Below are 15179 nucleotides of genomic sequence, written 5' to 3' on the forward strand. Positions count from 1 at the left end.
GCCGTCAGCGAGGCGCCGTTATTGACGGCCTTGCTGGCATACCTCAAGCCTGACGGCATTTCAAGCGCTAGACTGATCCTGCCCGCCCCAGGGCACAGGGGAGTCTGATGAGTCTGGCCGTCCTGAAAAGCCGCGCCCTGGCCGGCATGGAGGCGCCCGAGGTAAGTGTCGAAGTCCACCTTGCCAATGGCTTGCCTTCCTTTACCATAGTCGGCCTGCCGGATACGGAAGTGAAGGAATCGCGCGACCGCGTCCGTGCCGCGCTGCAAAACTGCGGCTTCGAGATGCCGGCGCGGCGCATCACGGCCAACCTGGCGCCGGCGGACCTGCCCAAGGAATCAGGCCGCTTCGATCTGCCCATTGCCTTGGGCATCCTGGCTGCGTCCGGCCAGTTGCCGGGCGACCAATTGCACCACTACGAATTCGCGGGCGAACTGTCGCTCTCAGGCCAGTTGCGCCCCATCCGCGGCGCCCTGGCCATGACCTTTGCCATGCAGCGCAGCCCGGCGGGCACGCCGCGCGCCTTCATCCTGCCGCAGGCGAATGCGGATGAGGCGGCGCTGGTCAGCGATGCCTGCATCTATCCCGCTCACAGCCTGCTCGAAGTCTGCGCGCATTTTGCCGCGCACGCCGGCCACACGGCCCTGCAACGTCATCAGCCCATGCTGGCAGCGCACGTTTCTCCGTACCCCGACTTTGCCGACGTGCAGGGCCAGCAGCAGGCGCGGCGGGCGCTGGAAGTGGCGGCCGCGGGCGGCCATAACGTGCTGATGGTGGGACCGCCGGGCGCGGGCAAGACCATGCTGGCCAGCCGCTTCCCCGGCGTGCTGCCGCCCATGAGCGATGAGGAAGCGCTGGAATCGGCCGCCGTGCATTCGCTGGGCGGCCACTTCAAGGTGGAACACTGGAAACGCCGCCCCTACCGCGCCCCGCACCAGACGGCGTCCGGCGTGGCCCTGGTGGGCGGCGGCAACGTGCCGCGCCCGGGAGAAATCTCGCTGGCGCACTGCGGCGTGCTGTTTCTCGATGAAATCGCTGAATTCCAGCGCCGGGTGCTCGATGTGCTGCGCCAGCCTATGGAATCGGGGGTGATCAGCATTTCGCGCGCGGCCCGCCAGGCCGAGTTTCCTGCCCGTTTTCAACTGATCGCCGCCATGAATCCCTGCCCGTGCGGCTATCTGGGCCACGCTTCGGGACGTTGCCGCTGCACGCCGGACGCCGTGCTCCGTTATCACAACCGCCTGTCCGGCCCGCTACTCGACCGTATTGACCTGCAAATCGAAGTGGCCGCCATGGCGCCGGCGGCCCTGGGCCGGCACGCCGGCGCCGGCGAAAGCACGCAAGCCATCGCCACGCGGGTAGCGGCTGCCTTTGCCTTGCAGCTGGCACGCCAGGGAAAAGCGAACCAGAGACTGAGCAACACGGAAATCGAACAGCATTGTCGCCTGGAAACGCACGGCGAACAGCTGCTGCATGGCGCCATGGCGCGCCTGCACTGGTCGGCGCGCACCTACCACCGGGTACTACGCGTGGCGCGCAGCATCGCGGATCTGGCGGGCAGCCCCGCCATTACGCAAGCGCATGTTGCCGAAGCGATCCAGTACCGGCGCGTGCTGCGCGAGATATGAGGCGGCCAATGGCCAACGCCACGCGTGCGCGATTGCGCGCGGTTGGCGGCGCTGCTACCATCTGCTGATGAAAAAACCATCACTTGCCCTCTTTCTGGCTACGCTCGCGGCCGCCAGCGTCTTGTCCGCCTGCAGTCCGAAATTCGACTGGCGCGATTATCGCAGCCCTGACGCCCAGTTCACGGCCTTGTTTCCAGGCAAGCCGGCCGTGCTGACACGCGAGATCGATCTCGATGGCAAGAAAGTCAGCCTGACCATGACAGCCAGCGAAATCGATGGCAATACCTTCGCCATCGGCAGCGCCGTGCTCGACAGCGCCGAACAGGCGCAAGCGGCCTTGCCCGCCATGCAGACTGCCCTGTTAAAAAATATCAACGGCACCGTGCGCAGCGAAAAATCGGCATCGGCGGCCAGCAGCACGGCTGCCGGAAGGCAACAGCGCAGCTCGCTCAGCATCGAGGCCAGCGGCACGCAGCAAGGCAAGCCTGTCTTGCTGGTCGGCCGTTTTGTGGCGCAGGATAAACGGATTTTCCAGATCATCATTCTCGGTGAAGAAAGCAAGCTGTCACGTGACACCATCGATACCTTCATGGACTCGGTAAAACTGGAGTGAGACTTAACGATCGCTTAAACGGGTGTTTTCACGGTGAGCAAGCTCTTGTAAATGCGTGCGTTGTCCAACAGATGGCTGTATCCGGCTTGCAAATGTGCAATCCGGGCAATCGGACGGCCTGTGCGACATTTCAAGTCGTGATATTGTTTCGACACTAACAACAAGTTTCAGAAAGCGCTTATGTTGATCTCATTCAAATCCAAATCCTCCCCTGAAGTGCTGATGTACCAGGAACATGCCCAGCGCATCCTCGACCTCCTGCACAAGAACCCAACGCGCGGCGTCATCACGCCAGCGGAAGCGGGCGATGCATTGGCCCTGCTGGAAAAAGAAGTCGCGGAAAGCAAACTGCATCCGGAAAATGACGTCGAACACGATGCGCATACGCCGGAAACCTTGGAAGATGGCGAAACGGGCGCCCATGCGCGCGCGCAAAAAGTCCATTTTTCGCAGCGCGCCTATCCCTTGATGGAAATGCTGCGCTCGGCCAAGGCGGAAGGCGAAAGCATCACCTGGGGCATCTAGTCCGATGAACGCTGCAGACGAAAAAAACCCCGCTGATGCGGGGTTTTTTTATATAACAAGCCTGACGATAACCTACTTTCACACTGGTTGCAGCACTATCATCGGCGCAAAGTTGTTTCACGGTCCTGTTCGGGATGGGAAGGGGTGGGACCAACTTGCTATGGTCATCAGGCATAACTTTTTCAACAGCCTGCTCCCAACGGGGCAGCAAACCATCTGATCTGAGGTGGCGAATTATACCGTAGGTCAGCTTGGCGCGCAAGCGCATAAGCCTCCCCTCGAACGCCAATAATGTTGTCGGATTACGCGCTGCGCGCTAATCCGACCTACCCGGTATGGTTGATGCTGGCCGATGTCCGTCGGCGCAGGTCGGCGTAGGTCGGCTTAGCGCAGCGTAAGCCGACAGCACCAGCGGCGCATCCAACCGCCAGACGAAAAAAACCCGACCATGGCTGATCGGGTTTTTTTAGGTGAAACAGCCGGGGGCTGTTTCACCAAATAACAAGCCTGACGATAACCTACTTTCACACTGGTTGCAGCACTATCATCGGCGCAAAGTTGTTTCACGGTCCTGTTCGGGATGGGAAGGGGTGGGACCAACTTGCTATGGTCATCAGGCATAACTTGTACCGGCATTTGTCCTCAGTGGAGCGACAAAGCCATGAATCTGGAAGAAGCGGATTATTTAGAATTTTGGGTAATGATTGCGATCAACAACTTCGCAACATGTACTTTCTTATCCTCTGTACCTGCTAAGGTTATAGGGACAAGCCGTACGGGCAATTAGTACTGGTTAGCTTAATGCATTACTGCACTTCCACACCCAGCCTATCAACGTCCTGGTCTCGAACGACCCTTCAAAGAGCTCAAGGCTCTGGGAAATCTCATCTCAAGGCAAGTTTCCCGCTTAGATGCTTTCAGCGGTTATCTCTTCCGAACTTAGCTACCCGGCAATGCCACTGGCGTGACAACCGGTACACCAGAGGTTCGTCCACTCCGGTCCTCTCGTACTAGGAGCAGCCCCCTTCAAATTTCCAACGCCCACGGCAGATAGGGACCAAACTGTCTCACGACGTTTTAAACCCAGCTCACGTACCACTTTAAATGGCGAACAGCCATACCCTTGGGACCGGCTACAGCCCCAGGATGTGATGAGCCGACATCGAGGTGCCAAACTCCCCGTCGATATGAACTCTTGGGAGGAATCAGCCTGTTATCCCCAGAGTACCTTTTATCCGTTGAGCGATGGCCCTTCCATACAGAACCACCGGATCACTATGTCCTACTTTCGTACCTGCTCGACTTGTCAGTCTCGCAGTTAAGCACGCTTATGCCATTGCACTATCAACACGATGTCCGACCGTATCTAGCGTACCTTCGAACTCCTCCGTTACACTTTAGGAGGAGACCGCCCCAGTCAAACTGCCTACCATGCACTGTCCCCGATCCGGATAACGGACCAAGGTTAGAACCTCAAACAAACCAGGGTGGTATTTCAAGGTTGGCTCCACGAGAACTAGCGTCCCCGCTTCAAAGCCTCCCACCTATCCTACACAGATTGGTTCAAAGTCCAATGCAAAGCTACAGTAAAGGTTCATGGGGTCTTTCCGTCTAGCCGCGGGTAGATTGCATCATCACAAACATTTCAACTTCGCTGAGTCTCGGGAGGAGACAGTGTGGCCATCGTTACGCCATTCGTGCAGGTCGGAACTTACCCGACAAGGAATTTCGCTACCTTAGGACCGTTATAGTTACGGCCGCCGTTTACTGGGACTTCAATCAAGAGCTTGCACCCCATCATTTAATCTTCCAGCACCGGGCAGGCGTCACACCCTATACGTCCACTTTCGTGTTTGCAGAGTGCTGTGTTTTTATTAAACAGTCGCAGCCACCAGTTTATTGCAACCCTTTCACCCTCATGGAGTAAACCAATCAAGCTACCGGGGCGTACCTTTTCCCGAAGTTACGGTACCAATTTGCCGAGTTCCTTCTCCCGAGTTCTCTCAAGCGCCTTAGAATACTCATCTCGCCCACCTGTGTCGGTTTGCGGTACGGTCTCGTATGACTGAAGCTTAGAGGCTTTTCTTGGAACCACTTCCGATTGCTTCGTGCACAAGTGCACTCGTCCCATCCCCTTGAATTCCGTACCCGGATTTGCCTAAGTACCTTCTATGAGACAGAAACTGACTATTCCAACAGTCAGACAACCTTCCGCGATCCGTCCCCCCATCGCATCATACGACGGTGCAGGAATATTAACCTGCTTCCCATCAGCTACGCATCTCTGCCTCGCCTTAGGGGCCGACTCACCCTGCTCCGATGAACGTTGAACAGGAAACCTTGGGCTTACGGCGTGGAGGCTTTTCACCCCCATTATCGCTACTCATGTCAGCATTCGCACTTCTGATACCTCCAGCATCCTTTACAAGACACCTTCGCAGGCTTACAGAACGCTCTCCTACCATATCCAATAAAGGATATCCGCAGCTTCGGTGACTGGCTTAGCCCCGTTACATCTTCCGCGCAGGACGACTCGATCAGTGAGCTATTACGCTTTCTTTAAATGATGGCTGCTTCTAAGCCAACATCCTGACTGTTTTAGCCTTCCCACTTCGTTTTCCACTTAGCCAATCTTTGGGACCTTAGCTGGCGGTCTGGGTTGTTTCCCTCTTGACGCCGGACGTTAGCACCCGACGTCTGTCTCCCAAGCTCGCACTCATCGGTATTCGGAGTTTGCAATGGTTTGGTAAGTCGCAATGACCCCCTAGCCATAACAGTGCTCTACCCCCGATGGTGATACTTGAGGCACTACCTAAATAGTTTTCGGAGAGAACCAGCTATTTCCAAGTTTGTTTAGCCTTTCACCCCTACCCACAGCTCATCCCCTAATTTTTCAACATTAGTGGGTTCGGACCTCCAGGGCGTGTTACCGCACCTTCATCCTGGCCATGAGTAGATCACTTGGTTTCGGGTCTACACCCAGCGACTGATCGCCCTATTCGGACTCGATTTCTCTGCGGCTTCCCTATGCGGTTAACCTTGCCACTGAATGTAAGTCGCTGACCCATTATACAAAAGGTACGCAGTCACGGAACAAGTCCGCTCCTACTGTTTGTATGCACACGGTTTCAGGATCTATTTCACTCCCCTTCCGGGGTTCTTTTCGCCTTTCCCTCACGGTACTGGTTCACTATCGGTCGATTACGAGTATTTAGCCTTGGAGGATGGTCCCCCCATATTCAGACAGGATGTCACGTGTCCCGCCCTACTTGTCGTACGCTTAGTACCACCGGTCCGATTTCACATACGGGGCTATCACCCACTATGGCTCCCATTTCCAGGGGATTCTGTTATCGGTCCGACTATCACGTACAGGCTCTTCCCATTTCGCTCGCCGCTACTTTGGGAATCTCGGTTGATTTCTTTTCCTGCAGCTACTTAGATGTTTCAGTTCGCCGCGTTCGCCTTGCATACCTATGTATTCAGTATGCAATACCCTAAAAGGGTGGGTTGCCCCATTCGGAAATCTGCGGATCAAAGTGTGTTTGCTCACTCCCCGCAGCTTATCGCAAGCTACTACGTCCTTCATCGCCTGTAATCGCCAAGGCATCCACCATGTGCACTTATTCGCTTGTCCCTATAACGTTAGCCTCTTCATTCTTTCGAACGAAAAGAGCGCTACAGGGATAAGAAAGTACAACGTTGTTGCTTGTTTGTTGATACATACAATCATTACCCATCGATCTGCGTTTTACGGCAAACCGATCAATAAATAATCTTTACTTCTTCCAGATTGTTAAAGAACGAAACAGCTTTGATCGCTAAAAGATCAAACCTAAACCTGACTGGCTTACGTTTGCACTTTCGAGTAAAACTTTGGTGGAGGATGACGGGATCGAACCGACGACCCCCTGCTTGCAAAGCAGGTGCTCTCCCAGCTGAGCTAATCCCCCTGTGGGTATTACATACTGGTAGGTCTGGCTGGACTAGTGTCCACCTTACCCCGGGTTTGTTTTTACTGGTAGGGCTGGTTGGACTCGAACCAACGACCCCCGCGTTATCAACACGGTGCTCTAACCAGCTGAGCTACAGCCCCAACGCGGAACTACTACGACTACTGTTTCTTCTTAATTAAACAGCCGATAAGTGTGAACATTTGATGCGTGAACCATTTACATGATTCGTGCAAACTCTAGAAAGGAGGTGATCCAGCCGCACCTTCCGATACGGCTACCTTGTTACGACTTCACCCCAGTCACGAATCCTACCGTGGTAAGCGCCCTCCTTGCGGTTAAGCTACCTACTTCTGGTAAAACCCGCTCCCATGGTGTGACGGGCGGTGTGTACAAGACCCGGGAACGTATTCACCGCGACATGCTGATCCGCGATTACTAGCGATTCCAACTTCATGCAGTCGAGTTGCAGACTACAATCCGGACTACGATACACTTTCTGCGATTAGCTCCCCCTCGCGGGTTGGCGGCGCTCTGTATGTACCATTGTATGACGTGTGAAGCCCTACCCATAAGGGCCATGAGGACTTGACGTCATCCCCACCTTCCTCCGGTTTGTCACCGGCAGTCTCATTAGAGTGCGCTTTCGTAGCAACTAATGACAAGGGTTGCGCTCGTTGCGGGACTTAACCCAACATCTCACGACACGAGCTGACGACAGCCATGCAGCACCTGTGTACTGGTTCTCTTTCGAGCACTCCCCGATCTCTCGAGGATTCCAGCCATGTCAAGGGTAGGTAAGGTTTTTCGCGTTGCATCGAATTAATCCACATCATCCACCGCTTGTGCGGGTCCCCGTCAATTCCTTTGAGTTTTAATCTTGCGACCGTACTCCCCAGGCGGTCTACTTCACGCGTTAGCTGCGTTACCAAGTCAATTAAGACCCGACAACTAGTAGACATCGTTTAGGGCGTGGACTACCAGGGTATCTAATCCTGTTTGCTCCCCACGCTTTCGTGCATGAGCGTCAATCTTGACCCAGGGGGCTGCCTTCGCCATCGGTGTTCCTCCACATATCTACGCATTTCACTGCTACACGTGGAATTCTACCCCCTCTGCCAGATTCTAGCCTTGCAGTCTCCAATGCAATTCCCAGGTTGAGCCCGGGGATTTCACATCAGACTTACAAAACCGCCTGCGCACGCTTTACGCCCAGTAATTCCGATTAACGCTTGCACCCTACGTATTACCGCGGCTGCTGGCACGTAGTTAGCCGGTGCTTATTCTTCAGGTACCGTCATTAGCAAGGGATATTAGCCCTCACCGTTTCTTCCCTGACAAAAGAGCTTTACAACCCGAAGGCCTTCTTCACTCACGCGGCATTGCTGGATCAGGCTTTCGCCCATTGTCCAAAATTCCCCACTGCTGCCTCCCGTAGGAGTCTGGACCGTGTCTCAGTTCCAGTGTGGCTGGTCGTCCTCTCAGACCAGCTACTGATCGATGCCTTGGTAGGCTTTTACCCTACCAACTAGCTAATCAGATATCGGCCGCTCCACGAGCATGAGGTCTTGCGATCCCCCACTTTCATCCGTAGATCGTATGCGGTATTAGCGTAACTTTCGCTACGTTATCCCCCACTCCAGGGTACGTTCCGATATATTACTCACCCGTTCGCCACTCGCCACCAGAGCAAGCTCCGTGCTGCCGTTCGACTTGCATGTGTAAGGCATGCCGCCAGCGTTCAATCTGAGCCAGGATCAAACTCTTCAGTTTAATCTCTGTTACTTTGCCGTTTTACCGGCATGGTCGAACTATTTAACTAGTTCAAACCCCTCGCATTGCGAGGTGTTTGCTCACTCAAAAAACTGACAGGCTACTTCCGAAGAAGTATCCTATTTCATTATTTCTTGTGAACATTTGATATTTTAAGTTATACGCCAATCCGAAGATCGACGCTGCACTTACATCAAATGCCCACACTTATCGACTGTTAATTGTTAAAGAACGGTATTCGGTACTGCTTATTTGCCACTCTCGCGCTATCGACAAAGCGTTGTGTTTGTCAGCTGCGAAGAAGGAAGAGTATGAAGCGTTTCGGCTAATTCGTCAACCTTCTTTTTACTACCCAGCCCCGGAAGGCCGTCCCTTTTTGTGCCGCAAACTAGTGCGTCTCATCGGGGAGGCGAATCATATCAAAGACCGTCGAAGTTTGGCAAGCGCTTTTCCAGGAAAGCGTGCATGCCTTCTTTTTGTGCAGGCGTGCCGAAGGCGGCCTGGAACAAGCGGCGCTCGTAGGCGACGCCATCGGTCAAGGTCGTCTCAAAGGCGCGGTTGACGCAATCCTTGATCATCATGGCCACCGAGGACGGCATGGCGGCGATGGTCTTGGCGGCAGCCAGCGTTTCTTCCAGCAACTTATCGGCCGGCACCACGCGCGACACCAGGCCGATGCGTTCCGCCTCGGCGGCATCGATGGTACGCGCCGTCAACAGCAGATCCATGGCCTTGGCCTTGCCGATGGCGCGCGGCAAACGCTGCGTACCGCCCGCGCCTGGCGTGACGCCGACCTTGATTTCCGGCTGGCCGAATTTGGCGCTGTCGGCAGCGATCAGGAAATCGCACATCATGGCCAGTTCGCAGCCGCCACCGAGTGCATAGCCAGCCACCGCACCCACCACCGGTTTGCGCACGCGCAAGATATGTTCCCAGTTGCGGCTGATGTAGCCCTGAGTAAAGGTATCGGGATACGTGTAATCGGCCATGGCGGCGATATCGGCGCCGGCGGCAAAGGCTTTTTCGCTGCCCGTGAGCACGATACAGCCGATATTGTCATCCGCATCGAACTTGAGCAGGGCGTCGCCCAGCTCATTCATCATATTGTCGTTCAAGGCGTTCAAGGCCTTGGGGCGGTTCAGGCGGATGATCGCCACCTTGTCCTGGATATCGATGATCAGGTCTTCGTATTGCATAGTGTCTCCTCTCGATGAACGGTGCGACGATTGTAGCGGCTAAAGGCAGCGGCGCGGCAGGTGCGCTGCTATTATTGCGAGCCTGATCACCTTTCATCGAGCAGCGTATTTTCTCCTCCTTCCTCCAATATTGCGCCAGCCACCTGCGCGGCGACGGCAGCGCCGCCAGCGTCAATTTCCGCCGCCTGTGGTTCAGCAACGGCCTCAACTGCTTCGGCGCGCAGATCACCTCGCTGGCCCTGCCCCTGTGCGCGGTATTGTTACTGCATGCGACGCCGGAACAGATGGGCGTGCTGGTTGCCCTGCAGGCGCTGCCGTTCGCCCTGTTCGGCTTGCCCGTCGGCGTGCTGCTGGACCGGCGCAGCAAGCACCCGATCATGCTGTTCAGCGAAAGCATGTCGGGCCTGGCACTGGCCAGCGTGGCCGTCGCCTGGTGGTGCGGCGTGCTGTCGATGCCATGGTTATATATAGTGGGATTCATCATCGGCACGGGCTTCGTCGTCGGCGGCGGCGCCGAACAGGTGTTTCTGACCTTCCTCGTGGGCCGCGATGGCTTGATCGACGCGCAGTCGAAATTTGCCGCCACGGAATCGGCTTCGCGCCTGATCGGCCCCGGCCTGGCCGGCGTGCTGGTGCAAGCGCTGTCGGCGCCCGTCGCCATCCTGTGCACGGCCTGCGGCTATCTGGTTTCCGTATTCAATCTGCGCGCCATGAGCGTGCGCGACCCACGCCCGGCGCCCTCCGACAAGCACGCCCTGCGCGACATCGCCGACGGCTTGCTGTTCGTCTGGCGCGAACCGCTGCTGCGCGCGCTGGCCTGGGGCGCCGGCATCTGGCACTTCCTGTTTTACGCCAGCATGGCCTTGACGGTGCTGTTCGCCACGCGCGACCTGGGCATGAGTCCTGGCGTGCTGGGCATGACGCAGATGCTGGGCGGCGCCGGCGTCTTGCTCAGCGCCTTCATCGTCAAGCCGCTGACGCGCCGCTACGGCGCCGGCCGCACCATCCTGATCGGCCTGGCATCGACCTCGCTCTGCTTTGTCCTGACGCCAACGATTCCCGCCGCGCTGTTCGGCAGCGCGGCCGCCAGCGCCGTGGCGTATGCCATATTGATGTTCTTTTTCGATTGCGGCGTGATGCTGTTCTTTATTCCCTACCTGGGCCTGCGCCAGAAAGTCACGCCCGACCCCATGCTGGGCCGCATGACCTCGACCATGCGCTTCCTGACGGTGGCGACGGCACCGCTGGGCGCGCTGGCCGCTGGCTGGGTGGCGGAACATTTTGGCGTGCGCAATGGCCTGGCCTGCATCGCGGCAGGCAGCATTGTGTTGACGATCGCCATGGTGTGGGGCACGCCGTTGCGTAGCGTGCGCACCTGAAGCGAGGAACGGGCATACACTGCAGAAAGATTGCCTTGGCGACACTATTCATGCCAAAGCCTGTGAGGTTTGATTTACATCAAGGTTTTAATTGATGTAACTCCATAAGCTGTCTTACATCACTTGAGGAGCACGCCATGTTTAACACCATCTTATTTCCCACCGACGGCTCGCCGCTGTCCGACAAAGCTGCCGAGACCGCCCTCGCCTTCGCCCAATTGAACAAAGCCAAGCTGGTCGCCATCAGCGTGGTGCAACCCTTCCCGTTTTCGCCGATGGCCGACGGCGGCATCGTGCTCGACGCCAGCCTGTATGAACAGCAGATGCAGGAAGCCTCGCAACGCGCCATCGACAAGATCGGTGCGGCGGCGCGCGCCGCCGGCGTGCCTTTCGAAGGCGTGGTGGCCGTGTCACCGAGCCCGCACGACGAAATCGTCAACGCGGCGCAAACCTACCATTGCGACATCATCCTGATGGCCTCGCATGGCCGCAAGGGCTTGAACAAGCTGTTCGTGGGCAGCGAAACGCAAAAAGTGCTGGCGCATACGTATCTGCCCGTCATGGTTCTGCGGTAAACCGCCCCCCGGCGTCGCCAGGACTCCCTAGCGCGCCGGCGCCTGCTTCGGCAGCAACACCCACACGGCGCCGCTCTGCTTCATGCGGCCCGCATTCTCGGCCGCTTCCGCGCCAAAGCCAAAGAAATAATCGACCCGGATCGGCCCGCGAATGGCGCCGCCCGTATCCTGCGCCATGACCAGGCGCTGCATGGGAATCTCGCTATTGGCTTGCGTGGTGGACAGGAACACGGGCGCGCCCAGCGGCAGGAAGCGCGAATCGACGGCCACCGAGCGCTGCGGCGTCAGCGGCACGCCCAGCGCGCCCTTCGGCCCCACTTTCGGATCGGGCAAACGCTCTTCCTTGAAGAAGACATAGCTGGGATTGGCGTTGAACAATTCATCCTTGCGCGTGGGATGGCCGGCGATCCACGCCTTGATGCCCTGCGCGGACGCCTGGCTCAGGGTCAGCTCGCCCTTGTCGACCAGGTAGCGGCCGATCGACTTGTAGGGATGGCCGTTTTGATCCGCATACGCCACGCGCACGGTTTCCTGCGTATCGGTCAGCTGCACGCGCCCGGAACCCTGCACCTGCAGGAAGAACGCCTCGACTTCATCATCCACCCACAGCAATTCCTTGCCAGTGACGGACGTGGCGCGCTCGATATCGGCGCGGGTCGCGTACGGTATCACCTTCTTGCCGACCAGCTTGCCCCGCAGGCGCATGTTCTTCAGTTCCGGATACACGCCGGCCAGGTCGACCGAGACCAGGTCGTCAGGCACCTTGTACAGCGGCGTCTGATATGGACCGCCGCGCTTGCGCGCCCCGTGCAGCAGCGGCTCGTAGTAGCCGGTGACGAGGCCCGTGCTGGCGCCATCGGCGGCGATGACTTGATTGGGCACAAAGAAAGTCTCGAAGAACAGGCGGATGGCCTTGTCGCTGTCGGCATTCACCTGGCGCGCGATCGTGCACGATTCCTTCCAGTCCGGCCGCTTGACCAGCACGCCGCACGAAGCCATGAACGCGGGCCAGGCGGCGCGCATGTCGTCGCGGGCCCAGCCAGGCAAGGCGGCAAATTTGGCGGGCACGAAGGTGGGCGCTACCGCTGCATCGATGGCGTCCTTGGCATCCTTGGCATCGGCGGGCTTGGCCGGAACCGGCCTGACGACGGTCGGCGCGATGGGCGGCGCCTTGCCGCCGGCAGCGGGCGGCGCAGGCGGCGTGGTACAGGCGGAAAGCGCAAGCGCGACGGCGCCGATTGAAACGGGTAGACTACCGCGTGTCAACAGACGGCGGGTAAATACTAAGCTGCGGGTAAATAACATAGGAGTACGTATGTGGATCTTGATGATAGAGGCGCTGGTGGCGTTCTTCTTGCTGGCATTTATAGTCTGGTGGACCATGTATTCGGGTAAAAACCCGCGCCACCGGCACGCAAGCAGCTCGGCGAAGAACAGGACGGCACCGAGAAACTGAAATAAGGGGGCGCGAGCCCCCGGCGACGCATCAATGCAGGGTGCGTGGCACCGACAGCACGAACTCGGGAATCGGCGCTTCGAACTGATGGCCGTCTTCGGCCACGCAGAAGTATTCGCCATGCATCGAGCCTTGCGGCGTGCCCAGCATGGTGCCGCTCGTGTACTCGAACTGCTCGCCCGGCTGCAGCAACGGCTGGTGGCCGACGGCGCCCAGGCCCCGCACCTCTTCCACCTTGTTGTTCGCATCCGTGATGACCCAGTGGCGCGAAATCAGTTGCGCGCCGGCCGTGCCCGTGTTGACGACGCGGATCGTGTAGCTGAACACGTGCCGCCCCTGGTCCGGTGCCGATTGCTCGGGCAGGTATTGCGTCTTGACCGTTACCGTAAATTCATAAGTCGCCATCGTCATTCCTATTCAGACATTGCCAGTCGTATTGTGTGTCGCGCGCGACGCATTGGCCATCGCGCGATGCGTATTCTGTGTTTCACTGTCCTTCAATGAAGCATGGTACCGGCGTCAAGCGTAAAATAGCGCATCTCCGCATTTTCTACTCTTAGCCTTTAGCCACCATGACAACATTCCGTATCGCTCCCAGCATCCTGTCCGCCGACTTTGCCCGCCTGGGCGAGGAAGTGCGCAACGTCGTTACCGCCGGCGCCGACATCATCCACTTCGACGTGATGGATAACCATTATGTGCCGAACCTGACCATCGGCCCGCTGGTGTGCGAAGCGATCCGCCCGCACGTGCAAGTACCGATCGACGTGCATCTGATGGTCAAGCCTGTCGATCGCATTATCCCGGATTTCGCCAAGGCTGGCGCGAACATCATCACCTTTCACCCGGAAGCGTCGGATCACGTCGACCGTTCCTTGCAGCTGATCCGCGACAACGGCTGCAAATCGGGCCTGGTGTTCAACCCGGGCACGCCGTTGCACTACCTGGAACACGTGATGGACAAGATCGACATCATCCTGATCATGTCGGTCAACCCGGGCTTCGGCGGCCAGTCGTTCATCCCGCAAGCGCTGAAGAAAATCGCCGAAGCGCGCCGCATGATCGACGAATCGGGCCGTGACATCATGCTGGAAGTCGATGGCGGCATCAAGATCGACAACATCGCCGCCGCCGCCGCCGCAGGCGCCGACACCTTCGTCGCCGGCTCGGCCATCTTCGGCAAGCCGGACTACAAGGCCGTCATCGACGCCATGCGCGCGGAATTGGCCAAAGTGGCGGGCGCCTGATGCAAGCGGGCACGGTGAAAGACCACGTACTGGCCGGCGTGCGCGCCGCCATCATCGACCTCGATGGCACGATGCTCGACACCGTGCCCGATTTTCATGTCGCCATCAATGGCATGCGCGCTGAACTGGAGCTGGCACCCATCAGCGCCGAGGCCATCAAGCTGATGGTGGGCAAAGGCTCGGAAAACCTGATCCGCACCGTGCTGGCGCTCGACTTCGATGCGGCCGGCGTGGAACAGCGCTTCGAGCAGGCGATGGACGGCTACCAGCGCCACTACCTGGCCATCAATGGCCAGTTCAGCACCCTGTACCCGGACGTGGAAGCGGGACTGGCGGCAATGCAGGCGGCGGGCTTGCGCCTGGCCTGCGTCACCAACAAGCCGATCGCCTTCGCCCTGCCCCTGCTGAAACTGAAAAACCTGGACCAGTATTTCGAGATCGTCTACGGCGGCGATTCGCTGCCGCAGAAAAACCGCATCCCATGCCGCTGCTGCAAGTATGTGCGGACTTCGACCTGCCGCCCGCCAGAGTGGTGGCCATCGGCGACTCCTCGAATGACGCGCAAGCGGCCAGGGCTGCGGCTTGCCCCGTATTGACCGTACCGTATGGCTACAATCACGGACACTCTATACACGATACCGATTCCGATGGTATAGTAAAGACACTGCTCGAAGCAGCACGTTTTATTAGCATGCAAAATTAACCGGCATACTGACCAAACCCAACACTATATCGTGAACACGTTTCTCATCAAAAAACACAATGTCACCCAAACCGGCTCGATTGAGGCCTGGCTTTGGCGACGCTGGCAATCCTGGCAGGCCTAAGGGCCGA

Annotated in this window: 9 protein-coding genes, 2 tRNA genes, 4 rRNA genes and 1 pseudogene; 7 read left to right on the forward strand and 9 right to left on the reverse strand. The window is 57.8% G+C overall.

Annotated elements, in window-relative coordinates; all coding sequences use genetic code 11:
- Positions 1-107 precede the first annotated feature (107 nt).
- From ACRHIG_RS30785 to ACRHIG_RS30795, 3 genes are all read left to right on the forward strand, one after another.
- Complete coding sequence (locus ACRHIG_RS30785; protein WP_489628951.1) at positions 108-1628, forward strand: YifB family Mg chelatase-like AAA ATPase; 1521 nt, start codon at positions 108-110, stop codon at positions 1626-1628.
- A gap of 67 nt (positions 1629-1695) precedes the next feature.
- Complete coding sequence (locus ACRHIG_RS30790) at positions 1696-2241, forward strand: hypothetical protein (protein WP_489628952.1); 546 nt, start codon at positions 1696-1698, stop codon at positions 2239-2241.
- 180 nt (positions 2242-2421) lie between these two features.
- Positions 2422-2766 carry a DUF1840 domain-containing protein gene (locus ACRHIG_RS30795; protein ID WP_475416734.1) on the forward strand — a complete coding sequence of 115 codons (345 nt, stop codon included), beginning with the start codon at positions 2422-2424 and terminating at the stop codon, positions 2764-2766.
- A 59-nt stretch (positions 2767-2825) separates the two neighbouring features.
- Here the strand turns inward: ACRHIG_RS30795 and rrf (ACRHIG_RS30800) are convergent.
- The 7 genes from rrf (ACRHIG_RS30800) to ACRHIG_RS30830 form a co-directional block, all read right to left on the reverse strand.
- Positions 2826-2938, reverse strand: a 5S ribosomal RNA gene (rrf, locus tag ACRHIG_RS30800).
- Positions 2939-3271: 333 nt separating this feature from the next.
- A 5S ribosomal RNA gene (gene rrf, locus ACRHIG_RS30805) occupies positions 3272-3384 on the reverse strand.
- 144 nt (positions 3385-3528) lie between these two features.
- Positions 3529-6403: ribosomal RNA gene (locus ACRHIG_RS30810) — 23S ribosomal RNA — on the reverse strand.
- Positions 6404-6643: 240 nt separating this feature from the next.
- Positions 6644-6719 (reverse strand) — tRNA-Ala (locus ACRHIG_RS30815).
- A 66-nt stretch (positions 6720-6785) separates the two neighbouring features.
- Positions 6786-6862: transfer RNA gene (locus ACRHIG_RS30820), tRNA-Ile, on the reverse strand.
- Positions 6863-6962: 100 nt separating this feature from the next.
- Positions 6963-8492 (reverse strand): 16S ribosomal RNA (locus tag ACRHIG_RS30825).
- The 16S, 23S and 5S rRNA genes sit together here with 2 tRNA genes alongside, the layout of an rRNA operon.
- 419 nt (positions 8493-8911) lie before the next feature.
- Complete coding sequence (locus ACRHIG_RS30830) at positions 8912-9688, reverse strand: enoyl-CoA hydratase (RefSeq protein ID WP_489628953.1); 777 nt, start codon at positions 9686-9688, stop codon at positions 8912-8914.
- A 185-nt stretch (positions 9689-9873) separates the two neighbouring features.
- Between ACRHIG_RS30830 and ACRHIG_RS30835 the strand changes: the two genes are divergently transcribed.
- Both ACRHIG_RS30835 and ACRHIG_RS30840 read left to right on the forward strand, forming a co-directional pair.
- A complete protein-coding gene (locus ACRHIG_RS30835; RefSeq protein ID WP_489630899.1) occupies positions 9874-11067 on the forward strand; it encodes an MFS transporter in 1194 nt (397 codons plus the stop codon).
- Positions 11068-11204: 137 nt separating this feature from the next.
- A complete protein-coding gene (locus ACRHIG_RS30840) occupies positions 11205-11642 on the forward strand; it encodes a universal stress protein (RefSeq protein ID WP_489628954.1) in 438 nt (145 codons plus the stop codon).
- A 27-nt stretch (positions 11643-11669) separates the two neighbouring features.
- Here ACRHIG_RS30840 and mltA read toward each other — a convergent pair whose 3' ends face one another.
- The gene (gene mltA / locus ACRHIG_RS30845; RefSeq protein ID WP_489630900.1) at positions 11670-12881 is read right to left on the reverse strand and encodes a murein transglycosylase A; all 1212 of its coding nucleotides are present in this window, start codon (positions 12879-12881) and stop codon (positions 11670-11672) included.
- A 247-nt stretch (positions 12882-13128) separates the two neighbouring features.
- The gene (gene apaG / locus ACRHIG_RS30850) at positions 13129-13503 is read right to left on the reverse strand and encodes a Co2+/Mg2+ efflux protein ApaG (RefSeq protein WP_034753698.1); all 375 of its coding nucleotides are present in this window, start codon (positions 13501-13503) and stop codon (positions 13129-13131) included.
- A gap of 167 nt (positions 13504-13670) precedes the next feature.
- Here apaG and rpe point away from each other — a divergent pair, with 167 nt between their 5' ends.
- Both rpe and ACRHIG_RS30860 read left to right on the forward strand, forming a co-directional pair.
- Positions 13671-14345 (forward strand): ribulose-phosphate 3-epimerase, encoded by a 675-nt coding sequence (gene rpe, locus ACRHIG_RS30855; RefSeq protein ID WP_086145604.1) that lies wholly within the window; start codon positions 13671-13673, stop codon positions 14343-14345.
- Positions 14345-15048 (forward strand): annotated as a pseudogene (locus ACRHIG_RS30860) (phosphoglycolate phosphatase). The gene rpe and the pseudogene ACRHIG_RS30860 overlap by 1 nt, the downstream one beginning before the upstream one ends.
- Positions 15049-15179 lie beyond the last annotated feature (131 nt).

The sequence above is a fragment of the Janthinobacterium sp. C22 genome (assembly GCF_057919405.1).